The organism is Acidobacteriota bacterium, from assembly GCA_009861545.1.
Classification (GTDB): Bacteria; Acidobacteriota; Vicinamibacteria; order Vicinamibacterales; family UBA8438; genus WTFV01.
In genome coordinates, this window is record VXME01000105.1 from 1 (window position 1) to 14,619 (window position 14,619).

The 14,619-nt window shown below is 68.7% G+C and carries 16 protein-coding genes and 1 pseudogene; 12 read left to right on the top strand and 5 right to left on the bottom strand.

Annotation, left to right across the window (positions count from 1 at the left end; all coding sequences use genetic code 11):
• The 7 genes and pseudogenes from F4X11_17090 to nthB (F4X11_17120) form a co-directional block, all read left to right on the top strand.
• Positions 1-1,244: GTP-binding protein (locus F4X11_17090; protein MYN66719.1), on the top strand; the 1,244-nt coding region annotated here is incomplete at its 5' end.
• The gene (locus F4X11_17095; GenBank protein MYN66720.1) at positions 1,232-2,275 is read left to right on the top strand and encodes a PQQ-binding-like beta-propeller repeat protein; all 1,044 of its coding nucleotides are present in this window, start codon (positions 1,232-1,234) and stop codon (positions 2,273-2,275) included. The genes F4X11_17090 and F4X11_17095, both read left to right, overlap by 13 nt.
• A 16-nt stretch (positions 2,276-2,291) precedes the next feature.
• Positions 2,292-2,696 (top strand): annotated as a pseudogene (locus F4X11_17100) ((2Fe-2S) ferredoxin domain-containing protein).
• Positions 2,697-3,237: 541 nt separating this feature from the next.
• Entirely contained in the window at positions 3,238-3,906 is a 669-nt protein-coding gene (gene nthA, locus F4X11_17105; GenBank protein MYN66721.1) for a nitrile hydratase subunit alpha, read from the top strand.
• A 49-nt stretch (positions 3,907-3,955) separates the two neighbouring features.
• The gene (gene nthB / locus F4X11_17110) at positions 3,956-4,609 is read left to right on the top strand and encodes a nitrile hydratase subunit beta (protein ID MYN66722.1); all 654 of its coding nucleotides are present in this window, start codon (positions 3,956-3,958) and stop codon (positions 4,607-4,609) included.
• Entirely contained in the window at positions 4,572-4,991 is a 420-nt protein-coding gene (locus F4X11_17115; protein ID MYN66723.1) for a nitrile hydratase accessory protein, read from the top strand. The genes nthB (F4X11_17110) and F4X11_17115 overlap by 38 nt, the downstream gene beginning before the upstream one ends.
• 31 nt (positions 4,992-5,022) lie before the next feature.
• Positions 5,023-5,691 (top strand): nitrile hydratase subunit beta, encoded by a 669-nt coding sequence (gene nthB, locus F4X11_17120; GenBank protein MYN66724.1) that lies wholly within the window; start codon positions 5,023-5,025, stop codon positions 5,689-5,691.
• A gap of 8 nt (positions 5,692-5,699) precedes the next feature.
• Here nthB (F4X11_17120) and F4X11_17125 read toward each other — a convergent pair whose 3' ends face one another.
• Positions 5,700-6,230, bottom strand: coding sequence for a hypothetical protein (locus F4X11_17125; protein ID MYN66725.1), 531 nt, complete (start codon positions 6,228-6,230; stop codon positions 5,700-5,702).
• Positions 6,231-6,443: 213 nt separating this feature from the next.
• Between F4X11_17125 and F4X11_17130 the strand changes: the two genes are divergently transcribed.
• From F4X11_17130 to F4X11_17145, 4 genes are all read left to right on the top strand, one after another.
• Positions 6,444-7,595 carry a M20/M25/M40 family metallo-hydrolase gene (locus F4X11_17130; GenBank protein MYN66726.1) on the top strand — a complete coding sequence of 384 codons (1,152 nt, stop codon included), beginning with the start codon at positions 6,444-6,446 and terminating at the stop codon, positions 7,593-7,595.
• A 121-nt stretch (positions 7,596-7,716) separates the two neighbouring features.
• A complete protein-coding gene (locus F4X11_17135; GenBank protein ID MYN66727.1) occupies positions 7,717-8,283 on the top strand; it encodes a Uma2 family endonuclease in 567 nt (188 codons plus the stop codon).
• A gap of 4 nt (positions 8,284-8,287) precedes the next feature.
• Positions 8,288-8,518 (top strand): dihydrofolate reductase family protein, encoded by a 231-nt coding sequence (locus F4X11_17140; protein ID MYN66728.1) that lies wholly within the window; start codon positions 8,288-8,290, stop codon positions 8,516-8,518.
• 21 nt (positions 8,519-8,539) lie between these two features.
• Complete coding sequence (locus tag F4X11_17145) at positions 8,540-8,740, top strand: hypothetical protein (GenBank protein MYN66729.1); 201 nt, start codon at positions 8,540-8,542, stop codon at positions 8,738-8,740.
• Between the two features lie 70 nt (positions 8,741-8,810).
• On the opposite strand, the gene F4X11_17150 is transcribed toward F4X11_17145, so the two are convergent.
• From F4X11_17150 to F4X11_17165, 4 genes are all read right to left on the bottom strand, one after another.
• The gene (locus F4X11_17150; protein MYN66730.1) at positions 8,811-9,197 is read right to left on the bottom strand and encodes a hypothetical protein; all 387 of its coding nucleotides are present in this window, start codon (positions 9,195-9,197) and stop codon (positions 8,811-8,813) included.
• 110 nt (positions 9,198-9,307) lie between these two features.
• Positions 9,308-10,042 (bottom strand): hypothetical protein, encoded by a 735-nt coding sequence (locus F4X11_17155; GenBank protein ID MYN66731.1) that lies wholly within the window; start codon positions 10,040-10,042, stop codon positions 9,308-9,310.
• Positions 10,039-11,127: a prolipoprotein diacylglyceryl transferase gene (locus tag F4X11_17160; GenBank protein MYN66732.1), complete on the bottom strand. Its 1,089-nt coding sequence runs from the start codon at positions 11,125-11,127 to the stop codon at positions 10,039-10,041. Before F4X11_17160 ends, F4X11_17155 begins: the two co-directional genes overlap by 4 nt.
• Before the next feature lie 307 nt (positions 11,128-11,434).
• Positions 11,435-12,712 (bottom strand): hypothetical protein, encoded by a 1,278-nt coding sequence (locus F4X11_17165; protein ID MYN66733.1) that lies wholly within the window; start codon positions 12,710-12,712, stop codon positions 11,435-11,437.
• A 250-nt stretch (positions 12,713-12,962) separates the two neighbouring features.
• On the opposite strand from F4X11_17165, the gene F4X11_17170 reads away from it, so the two are divergent.
• A complete protein-coding gene (locus F4X11_17170; protein ID MYN66734.1) occupies positions 12,963-14,606 on the top strand; it encodes a TlpA family protein disulfide reductase in 1,644 nt (547 codons plus the stop codon).
• Positions 14,607-14,619 lie beyond the last annotated feature (13 nt).

Sequence of the window (14,619 nt, forward strand, 5' to 3'; positions counted from 1 at the left end):
TCTTCGAGATGTCGAACGGCTGCATCTGCTGCACGGTGCGCGGAGACCTGATTCGCGTGCTCGGCAACCTCATGAAGCGCCGGGACAAGTTCGACTACGTGTTGGTGGAGACCACCGGGCTCGCCGATCCCGGTCCGGTCGCTCAGACCTTCTTCATGGACGACGAGATTCGCGCGGAGTTCGCGCTGGACGGGATCGTCACGCTCGTCGACGCAGCCCACATCGAGCAGCAGCTCGGCCGCAGCGACGAGAGCACGGAACAGATCGCGTTCGCGGACGTCCTGGTTCTCAACAAGACGGACCTCGTCGACGACGACGCGCTCGACCGGCTCGAGGCCCGGCTCCGGGACATGAACCGAATGGCGCGAGTCATCCGCAGCGAGCGGGCGGACGTCTCCGTCGATACGGTGCTCAATCTCGGCGCCTTCGACCTGGACCAGGTGCTCGAGCGTCGTCCCACCTTCCTCGAGCCGGAATACCCGTTCGAATGGACTGGCGTCTATTCGCTCGATAACGGCCGCTACGAACTCAGTCTGGCCGACGGACCCGATCCGGCGATGTCTCTTGTCGTCGTACCCGACCAGGGCACGGATGACTCCGCGCTTCGCGAGAGTGCGGAGTGGTGCGTACGCCGGTACGCCGAACCCGCGGATCTCATTCGCCCGGGGGACGAGATGCCTGTCGGAAGGCACCTGAATCTCCAGCTCGACTCCCCGGGGCGCAAGTCGTTCTTCCTGGAGGTCGATACGCGGCGAAGGGTCGGCCTCTACGCCCAGCACACCGCGGAGGAGTTCGATCTGCAACTGAGGAGTGCGAATGGAGCGACGGGCAGGCCGGAAGACGGTCCGCGCGCCAGGCCGGCGATCGCCGCGGGGAACGGCGCCCCGCGCGTCAACGGAGCGGTTCCCGTCGAGGTCGAGCGAACCTGGGTCGCGCAGCACGAGCACGACGACGAAGTGGGCTCGATCGCCATCGAGACGGAGGGCGACGTCGACTCCGACAGGCTCAACGCGTGGCTCAGCGAGCTGCTCCGCGAACGCGGGGTGGACATCTTCCGGATGAAGGGCTTCATCAGCCTGGCGGGTGAGTCGCGCCGCTTCGTCTTCCAGGGCGTTCACATGCTCTTCGACGGACAGCCGGATCGTCCATGGGGGGACGCGGCCCGCCGCAATCAACTCATATTCATCGGTCGCAATCTCCACGAGCAGTCCATGCGGCGGGGATTCGAGGCATGTCTGGTTTGAGTGTCGGCAGCCCGCGGGGTGTTCTTCGCCCGGGCTGGTCCGCGAGGGTCGGTGACTACGCCATCGCCGGGGGCTGGACCCCACGCGGCGAAGTGCTCGTGGTCGGTGATTCAGCGGGTGGCGTCTACGCGTTCGACGGCAAGTCCGGCGCGACCATCTGGGCGCAGCGCGGAGTCCATGAAGGCGGGCTGCTCGCCGTGGCGATCCACCCAAGCAGACCCGCGTTCGCTACGGCCGGCCAGGACGGCCGTGTCCTGGTCTGGAGTGCTGCCGAAGGTCGGGTCAACCTGGCCATCGACGTCGGGAGCGATTGGGTGGAGAACGTGGCGTGGTCGCCGGACGGAACGTGGCTGGCAGCCTCCTGCGCCCGGCAGGTTCACGCGTATGGTGCGGATGGAGTGAGAATCTGGCGGTCCGAGGATCATCCCAGTACCGTCAGCGCGATCGCGTGGTCCGGCACGGAAGAGTTGGCGACGGCCTGTTACGGTCGGGTGACGTTCTTCCGCGCGTCCACTGGAGCGCTTCGCCAGAAGCTGGAGTGGGCAGGTTCCCTGGTGTCGATGGTACTGAGCCCGGACGGGGATATCGTGGCCTGCGGCAGCCAGGACAACTCGGTGCATTTCTGGCGTCGCTCCACGGAGCAGGATTCGATGATGGCGGGATATCGTGCCAAGCCGTCGGCCTTGGCCTTCGATGAAACCGGCAACCTTCTGGCCACCGGCGGAGGTGAGGCGGTGACGGTCTGGAGCTTCCAGGGAAGTGGTCCCGAAGGCACACGGCCCGGCGTTCTGGAACTTCATGTTCAAACGGTTACAACGCTCGCCTTCGCTCGCCGCGGGATGCGCCTGGCCTCGGGAGCTCGGGACGGCCGCGTCGTTGTGTGGTCGCTGGGGCGCGACGGGCAAGGCGATGCCATAGGAGTTGCGCCTGTGGCGGATGTGGTCGGCGCCTTGTACTGGCGACCGGATGGGCGCGCGCTGGCGGCGCTCGACGCTCAGGGTTGCGCGACGGTTTGGCGAGTGGGCGGCTAGGAGTCTGCGCAAGTCCATGAATGCTCAGACTCAACGCGTCCGCGAAACGCTCGACAGACGCGAACCACTGGTGACCGCCCGGGGGCGCGTTCTCGGGCAGATCGTGTGCTGCGAGGGCTGTTGCTGCGGTCGGACGGACAAGGGGTTCGAGCCGTTCCCCCGCGACTGGATCAAGCAGCAGTGGAAACGCGAGAAGCTCAACAAGTCGGTGCAACTGACGATCTCCGGATGCGTTGGCCCGTGTGATCTTGCCAATGTCGTCTGTGTCATCTCGCCCAGGGGAATGCAGTGGTTCGGAGGTCTCCAGGAACGGTGGCAATACGAGTTGCTCCTGAATTGGGCCAATGCCTCGCGTGCCGCGGGTGTCCTGCTCGAATTGCCGGCTGAACTGAATCGCCACCGATTTGAACGGTTCGCTGCCGGGTATGGCTCTCTTGCAAGGAGAGCCGTCTCACGCATTCACAAAGGTCTGTCGGAACGGATACTCCGTCTTCGGTGCGCTGTGAACGGGGGCAGCGTCCGGACCGCGTTCTGGACAGCGTTCAGCCGGCCTCCCCGCCCGCGTCTCCTGGGCCGGCGGCCCGACCGGTGATCGGAGCGCGGGGCGTGCTGCGTTCCCCCGATGTCCCGTCAAGTTCCTTCCGAACGGCTGTTCGCGCGTAGCGGTTCCGGTTAGAGCCCGCTCGCGTTATCCGGTCCCACGCCTGCGCTATAGTGGCTGAAGCCTCGGGAAGCTCAGTGTCTCGCGGAACCGAGTGACTGCTGGCTGAATCCGCCCGGGCGGGTCGCTTGGGCGTTGCTGGCGCCGGCTGTTGGGCGACGGCCGTGAACGGCGAAGATTCAGCAGCTCGCGCTCCCCGAGTGGCAGGCGGGAGGAAGCGATGGCGGGTTCCGAGCCCAAGGGCGTCGGCCGGAGGAAGTTCCTCAAGGAAGCCGCGGCGGGCGCGGCGGGCGCCGCCGGCATGGCGGACGGCGCCACGGCGGCCGGCGTAGCGGGCGGCGCCCCCGCGCAGCACGACCACGATCACGACCACCAGGTGGTGCCCGACGACATCGCGTTGCGGGTGCGCGCGCTGGAGTCGATCCTCGTAGAGAAGGAGATGATCGACCCGGCCGAGCTGGACGCGGTGGTCGACGCGTACGAAAACCGCATCGGTCCGCGCAACGGGGCGCAGGTCGTGGCCCGCGCCTGGACGGATCCCGAGTACAAGGCCCGGCTGCTCGCGGACGGCACCGCGGCGATCGGAGAGTTCGGTTTCCTCGGCGCGCAGGGCGAGCACATGGTGGTCGTCGAGAATACGCCGGAGGTGCACAACCTGGTCGTATGCACGCTCTGTTCCTGCTATCCGTGGCCGACGCTCGGCCTCCCGCCGGTCTGGTACAAGTCGGCCCCGTACCGCGCCCGTGCGGTGATCGAGCCGCGCGCGGTGCTGCGCGAGTTCGGCGTCGACCTGCCGGACGACGTCGAGGTGCGCGTCTGGGACAGCACGGCCGAGATCCGCTACCTCGTGCTGCCGGAGCGCCCGGCTGGCACGGAGGGGCTCACGGAAGAGCAGCTCGCCGAGCTGGTCTCCCGCGATTCGATGATCGGCGTCGCCCGCGTTGCGGCGCCCGAGGAGTCTGCGCCGTAGAATGGCCCAGGTTCGCACAGGCGTCACCGGCGGTGAAGGGAGGCCGCAGATGAACGGCATCCACGACATGGGCGGGATGGACGGCATGGGCCTCGTCGAGCCGGAGGAGAACGAGCCCGTCTTTCACGACACGTGGGAGGGGCGCGTCTTCGCCCTGGGACGGTCCATAGCCCGCTGGGGGCGGGGCCGCAACTGGGGCAGCTTCCGGTTCACGCTCGAAAGCCTGTCCCCGGCCGACTACCTGCGGATGTCCTACTACGAGCGCTGGTTCACCGTGCACGTCGACCGACTCCTGGGCAGCGATCTGGTCACGCAGGAGGAGCTCGACAGCGGCTACGCGGACGCGCGCCGGCCGCGGCCGGCGCTGCTGCCGCCTTCCACGACGGGCGGACTCGGTTCCGGTCTGCTGGACGTCGAGGTCGCCGCGCGCTTCGGTCCCGATGACGAGGTGCGGGCGCGAAACCTCCACCCCCGCGGACATACCCGCCTGCCGCGCTATACCCGGGGCCGCCGCGGGACGGTCATTCGCGACAACGGCGTCTATGCGCTGCAGGACACCGACGAGACCGGGCAGCGACTCGGCGACTCTCCGCAGCACGTCTACACCGTCCGCTTCGCGGCGACGGAGCTGTGGGGAGATCGGGCCTCCGTCCGTGATTCGGTCCATGTCGACCTGTGGGAGGGCTATCTTGAGCCCGCATGAGGACGCGCCGCCGCCAGCGAGGGTCGACGGAGATCGTCTCGCCGCGCTGCCGCCGCTGCCGCGGGACGAGGAGGGGCCGGTGTTCGAAGCGCCTTGGCAGGCGCAGGCGTTCGCCCTCGCGGTGAAGCTCTCCGAACAGGGGCACTTCACCTGGAAGGAGTGGGCGGCAGCGCTGACCGACGAGCTGCGGGCGGCCGCCGAACGGGGGGAGCCCGACGACGGGTCCCGGTACTACCATCACTGGGTGGCCGCGCTCGAAGAGTTGGTGACCGGGAAGGGCCTCACCGATTCACCGGCGCTGGCAAATCGGAAGGAGGCGTGGGCCGACGCCTACCGGCACACGCCCCACGGCCAACCGGTCGTGCTTCACAAGTCGCAGTAGTGGCATGTCGAGTCGCAACGGAATGCCGGCGATGAACGACCTCCCCGACGGCATCCACGACATGGGCGGCATGGGCGGCATGGGGCCGATCGATCCCGAGCCGAACGAGCCTGTCTTCCATGCGCCGTGGGAGGCGCGCGTCTTCGCGCTGCGGCGTCTACTGGTCCCCTGGGGGCTGGGCGGCAACTGGGGCAGCTTCCGGTTCGGACAGGAGCGTGTCCCGGCGGCGGAGTACCTGCGCTTGTCCTACTACGAGCGCTGGTTCACGGCCCTGGTCGAGCTGCTGCGCGCCAACGGCGTGGTCAGCGAGGCGGAGCTGGCGAGCGGCGCCGCCGATCCGCAGGTGCCGCGGCAGGAGCGGCGGGAGAGGCCGCCGCAGGCCCCGCTCGGGTTCGGCCTCCTCGATCTCGACGTGCCGGCGCGGTTCCGCGTGGGCGACGGGGTCCGCGCGCGCAAAGTGCATCCGGCGGGGCACACCCGCCTGCCGCGTTACGCGAGCGGAAGGCGGGGCACGGTCGTCCGCGACAACGGCGTCTATGCGCTCCAGGACACCGACGGGCGCGGCCAGCAGCTCGGGGACTCTCCACAGCACGTCTACACCGTCCGCTTCACGTCTCGGGAGCTGTGGGGCGACCGCGGAGCCGAGCGTGACGCGATCTACGTCGAACTGTGGGAGGACTATCTCGAGCCGGGGGGCTGACCGACGGTTCAGAATCCGAACGACAACGCGAGGCCGCGGCGGTGGCGCGACAGCAGGGGGGAGACGGCAACGCGCGCAGTGGGACGCCGTGCCGTGTAGATGACCTGCGAGCGGACGTACCCCGCATCGAGTCCGATCCCGATGCCGGCGCCGGCCGCTCCGAACAGGGACATGAAGAGCGCGTAGATACCGGGGTCTGCGCCGTCGTCCGACATCAGAACTCCGGCCACCACCGCGCCGGAAATGGCTCCCACGAGGGCGCCGTTCTTCAGCGAGTCGGGCTGTTGCCGGCGAACGACGGCGACCTCGGTTTCCTCCAGGTTGCGCAGGCCGTCGTCGGTCAGCAACGAGAGCGACGCAGGTGACAGATCGATGAGCCGTCCCTGCAACTCCCTCCCGGCACGGTCGGTCACCGTGATGTGGTCTCTCTGATTGACCAGGAGCGCGAGCCGGTCGAACGACTCGGCGGTCTGGGCTTCGGCAAGCGAGGCCGTTGTCGTCATCGTTGCCGCTACGAGCACGAGAGCGGTTCGGGTCATCTTCTGTCCCTCCATGCTGTGGATGCCGGGAGCGCCGGGAATCTGTTCTTCGGAGCGCGGTCATCCGCTTGTTGCCGCCGCATCTGTCCGGGAATGCGTCAGGTGGCCGCAAACCGGCTCAGTGGGCAGTGAGGCGCCGCTTGGAAGCGTTTGCCGGAAGCGTGCGGCCGGGCGAGGGACTCACGAACGGGGTTCGGCCGCACCTGCAGATTCATGACATATCCTCACACCGTGGAGCCTGCCATCAGCCTGCTGCGCGATCTGGTCGCCATCGATTCCGTCAACCCGTCCCTGGTCTCCGGCGGCGCCGGGGAGGCGGCGGTCGCCGAGCGAGTCGCGGCGGCTCTGCGGCCGGGCGGTATCGATGTCGAGGTGACCGATGTTGCTCCCGGGCGTCCGAACGTGGTGGGGGTGGTCGAAGGGAAGGCGCCCGGGCGCTCGCTGATCCTCTGTGGCCATACGGATACCGTGGGTGTGGAGGGGATGGCCGCGCCGTTCGATCCGGTCGTGCGTGACGGTCGGCTCTACGGGCGGGGCAGCCAGGACATGAAGAGTGGCGTGGCTGCAATGGTCGACGCCGCGGTTCAGGTCGCCCGGCACGGCGGGCTGTCGCGCGGCCGGCTGGTAGTGGCGGCGGTAGCCGACGAGGAGCATGCCAGCGCCGGCGCGGACGCGCTGGTCGCGGTGCACGCCGCCGACGGGGCGGTGGTGACCGAGCCGACGGACCTGCGCGTGGCCACGGCGCACAAGGGATTCGAATGGGTGGAGGTGGAGACGCGCGGGCGCGCCGCCCACGGCAGCCGCCCGGCCGAAGGACGAGACGCCATCCTGCACATCGGCCGCGTGCTCGGCCGATTGGAAGCCGTGGAGGCGAGGCTCAAGGCAGGCCGGACCCACCCGCGGCTCGGGAGGGCGTCGCTGCACGCTTCCACGATTCACGGCGGCCAGGCCCTCAGCGTCTATCCCGACCGCTGTGTGCTCGGCGTCGAGCGCCGCACGCTGGTCGGCGAACCACCGGATGCGGGGTTGACGGAGGTCCGGGCGGCGCTGTCAGGGCTTGCTCGGGAGGACGACGACTTCGATGCCTCCGCGCGGCAACTGTTGACGCGTGCGCCCCACGAGATTGCCGACGATCATCCGCTCTGCGGGGAGTTGCGGCGGATTCTCCGCGGTCGCGGCCTCGACGACACGCCGACCGGCATGTCCTTCTGGACGGACGCCGCGATTCTCGGCGGCGCGGGGACGCCGGCGTTGCTGTTCGGTCCGACTGGCGCCGGTCTCCATGGCCCGGACGAGTACGTCGAAACCGACTCGGTGAGCACCTGCCGCGACGCGCTGGTCGAGTTGATCCGCGCGTTCTGCTGACTCGCCGAAGCCAGGCGCTGCGGCCTTCCTCCGCTACCTGCCAGCGGTCGACGTCCAGAGCGACGAAAGTCGATCGTATCGTTCAACTCGCTTGGTAACATCGAGTCGCGAGAGATCCGGTATGGAAGATGCACTTCCGGCGTACGAATCGACCGGCCCCGTGACGGGCGCACAGTTGCTGCGCATGCCGTGGCTCAGTCCGTGCGAGCTCGTCGGCGGCCGTATCGTGCGCATGACGCCTACCAATCCAACCCACGGCCGGATCGAGGTGAACGTGGCCGCCGCGCTCCGAGCGTTCGTCCGTACGCAGAATCTCGGCGTGGTGATGGCCGGCGAGGTGGGAGTCTTTACCACTCGGGACCCCGACACCGTCCGCGCGCCCGACGTCCTGTTCCTGTCGCACGAACGCGACGCCCTCCGCACGCGCCGGGACGGATTCCTGGAGGTGGCGTCGGACCTCGTGGTCGAGATCCTGTCCCCGACGGATCGGCCGGACGCGGTGCGGCGCAAGCTCGACGAGTACTTCGCCGCCGGCGTTCGCCTGGCATGGGTCATCGACCCCGCCACCCGTACCGTCCGCGTGCACCGACCCAACGGTGGCGTTCGGTCGGTTGGCGCCGGTGAGATCATCGCGGGCGACGACGTCCTTCCGGGATTCGTGCTGCCGGTGGACGAGGTCTTCGAGTAAGGGAATGACGATGAGGCGAATTCGCTACTGCTGCGCCGTGAGTCTGGATGGATACATCGCCGGGCCCGGCGGCGAGTTCGACTGGATTGTCATGGACCCCGAGATGGACTTCGCCGGCCTGTCCGACCAGTTCGACACCCACCTGCTGGGGCGGAAGACGTTCGAGGCCACCGGCGGGCGCGACCAGTCTTCGCCGGGCGTGCGGGCTTTCGTGTTCTCGCGAACCCTGCGGTAGAACGACTACAAGAACGTCACGATCGTGAGCGAGAACTGGAAGGAGCTGGTGAAGTCGCTCCGCGAGGAATCCGGAAGGGACATCTGGCTGTTCGGCGGCGGGTCGCTCTTTCGGAGTCTCGCCGAGGAAGGACTCGTGGATACCGTCGAAGTCGGGATCATTCCGACCTGCTCGGCGCAGGTGTTCCGCTCGTCGCCCAACCGGCCTCGCGAATGGGACTGACGCTGCAGGAGCACCGTGTATACGAGCAGACCGGCACGGTCGGCCTCGTCTACTCGGTCAGCCGTCCGGGTCAGGGGTAGCCGCCGGTCCATGATTGCACGTCGTACACGACTTTCCTGTCCGCAACCTTCCATGCAGCAACCGCACCGCCGGTGAGTCCTATTGCGGCCCACGCGGCAGCAAACAACGCGGCGCCACCCGGCGGGGCGCCGCCGGCCTCAATCAACAGGCCGGACCCGAACATCGCGCCGTACAGTGCGCCAAATCTGACGAACCGTACGTAAGGCTTGCTGGAATTCCTCGCCACTCTCATCACTGAACGACGGAGTGTTTCATCGGCCATTCCGTTCACTTCCAACGTGATCCGCGTCTCGTTGGCAGACACGAAACCGCCACGAGTACCCGGTGTCGATGGGCCAGTCATCACCTCCACACTGGTTCCGGCCGGAATGGACACGACCCGTTCCCAACTGCACAGCCCCCTCGGAGTGTTCGAAGGAAACGCGGGTCGCTTCGTCGCACAGCCCGCGGCCAACGCGGCGGCACAAAGGAGGATTCCGATCCTTCTCATGGCCGCCTGCCCTCTGCGCCATGCGCCGGCGCGAGCAGGCGGACGAGTCCGCCGATGATGTTCCGCCGCGCGTCGCGTTCGATAGGGTCCTCTCCCAGGTAGATGTCGAACAGCGCGCGGCAGAGAGCCCGCGACGCTATGGGCGGACGCTGCGCCTGTCCCACCGAGGTGGTCAGTCGTCCCGCCGGACCGCAGGACAAGACGATTTCGGTGCCCCGTGCGACCTCGTCGATGTGGAGATGGCTCCGCAATCGCGCCAGTGCCGCCGCAGCGTCGGCGTCCCCGGATTCCTGCCTGCGTGGTGCCATCCGCGGCCGCAGCGCGTCGTCGAACGCGCCCGCCACATCGCCGCCCGCGACCGTTCGCGTCATGACGAGTCGCAGCGTCATCCCGAAGTCGAGGGCGAGCACCCGACGGGAGAAACGCATGTCCCTCCCGAGTGCCGCGGCCGGTCTGCCCGCGAACGCCGCCAGCGCGGCTTCGGCGCCGGCCGGATCGACGTAGAGGCCGAAAGCGTAGACGTTGACGCGAAAGATGGTCCGCTGTCGGATCCCGGTACCCACCAGCCGGTGCGGCTTCGTCCCTCCGGGCGGGACGAGGACGATTGGGAACGACGTGCCGTTCTCGGGTTCCCGGACCGCGTTTGGTGGGGCCGAGCTGGCGGCCGTGGGAGCCGGCGCGGCAAGCAGGGCGAGGAGCACTATCGAACCGACGAGTCTCTCCAGGGTCATTTCCTGCGCTCCGCTGTCGAATGAGGCGTCGTCGTGTCGAAGGCGTGTCCTCCGCGCCCGTGTTCCGGCGCAACCGTGAGCCGGCGGGGGTGGGCCTGCGGCGGCGCGCTATCGATCTCGGGATACAGCCAGGAGTGCTCCAGGCCGGGGTGGCGCGCGCCGTAGCGGGCCGGTACGTCCTGTGTCCAGTTGCTCGGAATCGTCAGGCAGAACGCCAGCAGTCCGGCGAACGCGAGGCGTTGCGCGGCGAGCGGCGGCGCTTCCTTGAACCGCTCGGAAGAGGTTCGGCCGGCCAGCCCCCAGCCGGCAGTGCCCTGCAGACGGCCCAGCCGCCGCATCCGCGACCGGTACAGGGCCCCCGCGCCGACCGCCGCCATGACGATGTTCAGCGTCTGCCCGGTGCCGAGAGCGAGCCGGTGGGTGGGGTAGTCGCGGAACAGGTCGATGAAGAAGCGCGGGAATGCGTACCAGAACACGAAGCGCGCGGCCACCGCGCCCGGCGTTCGGCTCACCCGCCGCACGTGGAGCAAGTACGCCATCAGCAGCAGGTTCTTGGCGCCGTCGTAGAGCACGACGGGATGGCGGAATCCTTCCGCGTCGGGGAACTTCACCGCCCACCAGACGTCGGTCGCCGCGCCGACGATGTGGCCGTCGATGAAGTTGCCGATGCGTCCCATGCCCAGCAGGAACGCCGCCGGAATGACGAGGACGTCCGCGACGAGAAGGAACGGCTTTCCGGAGCGGTGCGCGAACACCGCGGCGCCGAGCCCGCCGCCGAGCAGCAGGCCGTGGGTGGCCATGCCCCCGAGCCACCACGCGGGAATCATGTGGAGGTGCTCGCGGTAGAAGGGCCATTCGTCGAAAGCGATCTCGATGGCGCGTCCGCCGACCAGCACGCCGACGGCGACGAACAGGCTCAGGCTCCATACCTCGCGCGGCGAGAGGCGAAGCTCTCCATGACCTCGTCGCAGGAACAGATGCAACTCGAGGAAGCCGAGGGCGAAGCCCAGGCCGTACCACCAGAGATGGACGCCGCCGACGTCGAACAGGATGGGGTCGATGCGATGCGTGTACGGTCCGAGCATGTCTGTCTCCTGCCTGCCGCGCGATTGCGCGGCCGACAGATCCAGCAGCACGGCCGGTGCCAGTTCGCCGGCGATTCACGCAATTCGTTATGGGGCAGTGAGTTGCGCGGGAAAGGAACCCTGACCGGGAGTCCGGCCAGCGGCGCAGGATTGAACACTGAATGACGGTGGGTGTGCATTCGGTGACGAGGGAGTGGGCGTATTCGACCGAGGAGCAACGCCGTCCGCGTGGTGTACCAGCGCCGCTCGAATGCGGCGGGGCTTTCGCCACGGAAGCGTGCAGGCGGAGACCCGACCGCAGGATGGCTCAGAAGGCGCGCGTGAAGCCGCCGCTCGATCCCGCGAAGCGCGAGTTCACGACGTTGTTGAAGATCGACCCGAACGAGTAGGTGAACCCGATACGGAACTGCCACTCGTAGTCGGTGGCGAGCTGCCGCTGGCGCACGAGGATTTCAGCGTCGGTGGCGTCCCGGCGGGGCAGGTAGATCTGATCGCGGATCAGCGAGCTGTCGGCGTCGATGCGAAGAAAGAACCCGCGGAACAGGCGGATGTCGATCTCGCCGTAGAGCACGAGCCGACGCTGGTCGGGCTGGTCGAGAAACTGCGAGAACTCCAGCGTGAGCTCGCTCTCGCCCCAGGGCTCGTTGGCGAGGAACGAGCTCTGCACGGCGTGGTTCGCGCGGTGTTCCTCCATGCGGTCGAATATCGTCGGCTCGATGTAGCGGAAGGCGTTGTAGCCGGCGGTGTAGGTCATCGTGAACTGCCGCCGCGTCGATTCGGAGTAGGGAAAGAAGTTGTACTCGATGGCCGGCGCGCCGCGCAGCGTCAGATCCTGGTTCCGGAAGTTGGAGCTGATCGCCGAGCCCCCGAAGCCGATGCCGACGTGCTCGCCCACGCTCTTGACGAAGCGGGCGTCGAGCGACGAGCTGCGCCGGACGTTGGAGAAGGTCGAATCGGTGAGCTCGAACGTGTCCTCGCGGAAGTTGGTGAAGAAGCCGACCCGCATCTTCCACATCTCCGTGTCGCGGTTGGCCGAGATCGATCCGCTGAGCGACTGCGTCGATTCCCGTTCCTCGGCGTCGAAGAACATGTTCAGCCGGGTGCGGAAGACCCAGAAGTTCCAGGGATCGTCCTGCGGCTGGGCGTTCGCCACGCGGCGCGCACCCAGCGCACCACCCGTTGGGCTGGTAGAGACGCGCAACTGCTGGCCGAGCGGCGTCTGGGCCGCGTAGCGCACCAGGCCGAGGCGCAGCATCTGGGCCAGCGCCCTTCGCTCGCTGTCGTCGGTGTCATCCTGCGTGGTGTAGAAGACGAGCTGGTCGTCCATCCCCGTGAACTCGTCGATGCCGTAGAAGTCGAGCGTCCACGCGTCGCCGCCGCCGCCGGTGTTCTCGCGGGTGACCAGCACGTGGACCTGCGCGTCGCGCCGGTCGCGGACGTAATTGACGAAAGCGATCTCTCGGCGCAGGTACTCGTCGTCGCAGGGACCGCAGTCGAGGAACACGCGGAGAAGATCGGCCCCGTTCGGTTCCCGCGGCTGCTGCGCCGCGCCGGCAGTCCCCGCGCCCCACACGATCGCGAGCACGCCGAGGAGCAAGGCCTTCAGCGGCCGGGTCCCGTCGTTCCCTCGGCGGGGGACCGACAGGCGCGTCGCCGCTTGCCCGGCCTGCGGCCGGCGCTCTGCCGGCTCGTCCAGGGAGCCGCAACCGGCCTCCGGCGAGGCGGGCTGCGCTGTTCGAGGTGCTGCGTGGGGTTCCACCGCGGGTCGCCAAGGGGTTCGGGCAGGCTGCGCTACCGGTGAGCCGACCAGCCTCTATCTTATACTGGGCGGCGCCATGTCCACGCTTCCTGCTCCCGGCACGAAGGCGGCCTCGTTCGCGTTGCGCGACGCCGCCGGCGACCCCTGCGCGTTCGGTCCCGACGGCCCTGCCGCGCCGGCGACGCTGCTCTTCTTCTTCAAGCACGACTGCGCGACGTGCGACCTGACGGCGCCCCTGGTCGAACGGGTGCACCAGGCGCTGTCGGGCTCCGGCCTGCGCGTGCTGGGCGTCTCGCAGGACGACGCGGCGCTCACCGCCGGTTTCGCCGAGCGGCACGGGCTCACGCTTCCGCGTGCTCTCGACGCCGAACTGCTCGTTTCCGAAGAGTACGGCTTCGACGCCGTCCCCGCGTTGGTGCTGGTCGACGGGGATGCCAACGTCCTGGCCAGCTTCGAGGGTTTCGGCAAGACCGACCTGCAGACGCTGGCCGACCTCGCGGCCGAGCGGTGCGGTGGCGCCGCGCCGGCGGTAGAGAGAGAGGGCGAGTCGCTACCCGACTCGCGGCCCGGGTGCGGCTCGAAGGTGCACGATCCCGACGTGGCCCGCCGGCTGGCGGCCAGACGCGATGCCTCGAGGCTGGCCGCGCGCCGGGTCCGCATGCCGGCCGACCTCGATCCGTTCGAGTTCCTCGACCAGCAGGGTCTGACCGACGGCCTGCCCGTGGTGCCGCCCACCGAGGAACGTGTGGCGCGGATGCTGGCCGGCACCTCGCGGCCGCCCGGTGACGTGGTGGCCGACGTGCCGCCCAACCTGGCTCCGGCCACGGTGGAGAAGGTCGCCATCAACGCCGTCATGGCCGGCTGCAAGCCGGTGTACCTGCCGGTGGTCATCGCCGCCGTGGAGGCCGCCTGCACGGATGCGTTCAACCTGCACGGGGTGCTGGCGACGACCTACTTCGTCGGGCCGCTCGTCATTGTCAACGGGCCGATCCGCCACGAGATAGGGCTCAACTGCGGCAGGAACGTCTTCGGCCAGGGCACCCGCGCCAACGCCACCATCGGGCGCGCCCTGCAGCTCGTGGTTCGCAACGTGGGCGGCGGCCGTCCCGGCGAGGTGGACATGTCCACGCTCGGCCAGCCGGGCAAGTTCGGCGCCTGCATCGGCGAGCTCGAGGAGCTGAGCTGCTGGGAGCCGCTGCACGTCGAGCGCGGCTTCGACCGCGAGCAGAGCACCGTCACCGTCTTCGCGGCCGAGGCGCCGCGCGCCATTCGCGACCAGCTCTCCCGCAACTCGCGGTCGCTGGCGGCCAGCATGGGGTTCTCGCTCGAAGCCATCGCCCACGTCAAGCTGCACGGCATGGATCAGGCGCTGCTGGTGGTCTCGCCCGAGCACGCCCGCACCTTCGAGCGCGACGGGTACACGCGGGACGACCTCCGCGCCCGGATTCAGGAGGTGACCGCCCGGCCGCTGCGCGACGTGCTGCCGAACGACGAGTGCCAGAAGGGGACCGTGGCGCGCGCGCTGCCGAAGGACTGGCTCGGTCCCGGCGGCCGGCCGACACCCGAGGCGCTGGACCGCCCCTTCCCGAAGTTCTCGCAGGCGGACAACATCCTCATCATGGTGGCCGGCGGCACGGCGGGGAAGTTCTCGGCGGCGGTCGGCGGGTGGGCCAGCGGCGGACTGGGGTCGAAGGCGGTCACGCGGCCGATCCGGCGGTAGTGACGCAGAGAGA

What these genes read in the sequence shown, in the direction of transcription:
- F4X11_17160 (MYN66732.1), bottom strand. Translation starts at nt 11,127, where the DNA reads ATGCTCGGACCGTACACGCATCGCATCGACCCCATCCTGTTCGACGTC.
- F4X11_17140 (MYN66728.1), top strand. Translation starts at nt 8,288, where the DNA reads ATGACGATGAGGCGAATTCGCTACTGCTGCGCCGTGAGTCTGGATGGA.
- F4X11_17095 (MYN66720.1), top strand. Translation starts at nt 1,232, where the DNA reads ATGTCTGGTTTGAGTGTCGGCAGCCCGCGGGGTGTTCTTCGCCCGGGC.
- F4X11_17135 (MYN66727.1), top strand. Translation starts at nt 7,717, where the DNA reads ATGGAAGATGCACTTCCGGCGTACGAATCGACCGGCCCCGTGACGGGC.
- nthA (MYN66721.1), top strand. Translation starts at nt 3,238, where the DNA reads ATGGCGGACGGCGCCACGGCGGCCGGCGTAGCGGGCGGCGCCCCCGCG.
- nthB (MYN66724.1), top strand. Translation starts at nt 5,023, where the DNA reads ATGAACGACCTCCCCGACGGCATCCACGACATGGGCGGCATGGGCGGC.
- F4X11_17170 (MYN66734.1), top strand. Translation starts at nt 12,963, where the DNA reads ATGTCCACGCTTCCTGCTCCCGGCACGAAGGCGGCCTCGTTCGCGTTG.
- F4X11_17125 (MYN66725.1), bottom strand. Translation starts at nt 6,230, where the DNA reads ATGACCCGAACCGCTCTCGTGCTCGTAGCGGCAACGATGACGACAACG.
- F4X11_17130 (MYN66726.1), top strand. Translation starts at nt 6,444, where the DNA reads ATGACATATCCTCACACCGTGGAGCCTGCCATCAGCCTGCTGCGCGAT.
- F4X11_17115 (MYN66723.1), top strand. Translation starts at nt 4,572, where the DNA reads ATGTCGACCTGTGGGAGGGCTATCTTGAGCCCGCATGAGGACGCGCCG.
- F4X11_17155 (MYN66731.1), bottom strand. Translation starts at nt 10,042, where the DNA reads ATGACCCTGGAGAGACTCGTCGGTTCGATAGTGCTCCTCGCCCTGCTT.
- nthB (MYN66722.1), top strand. Translation starts at nt 3,956, where the DNA reads ATGAACGGCATCCACGACATGGGCGGGATGGACGGCATGGGCCTCGTC.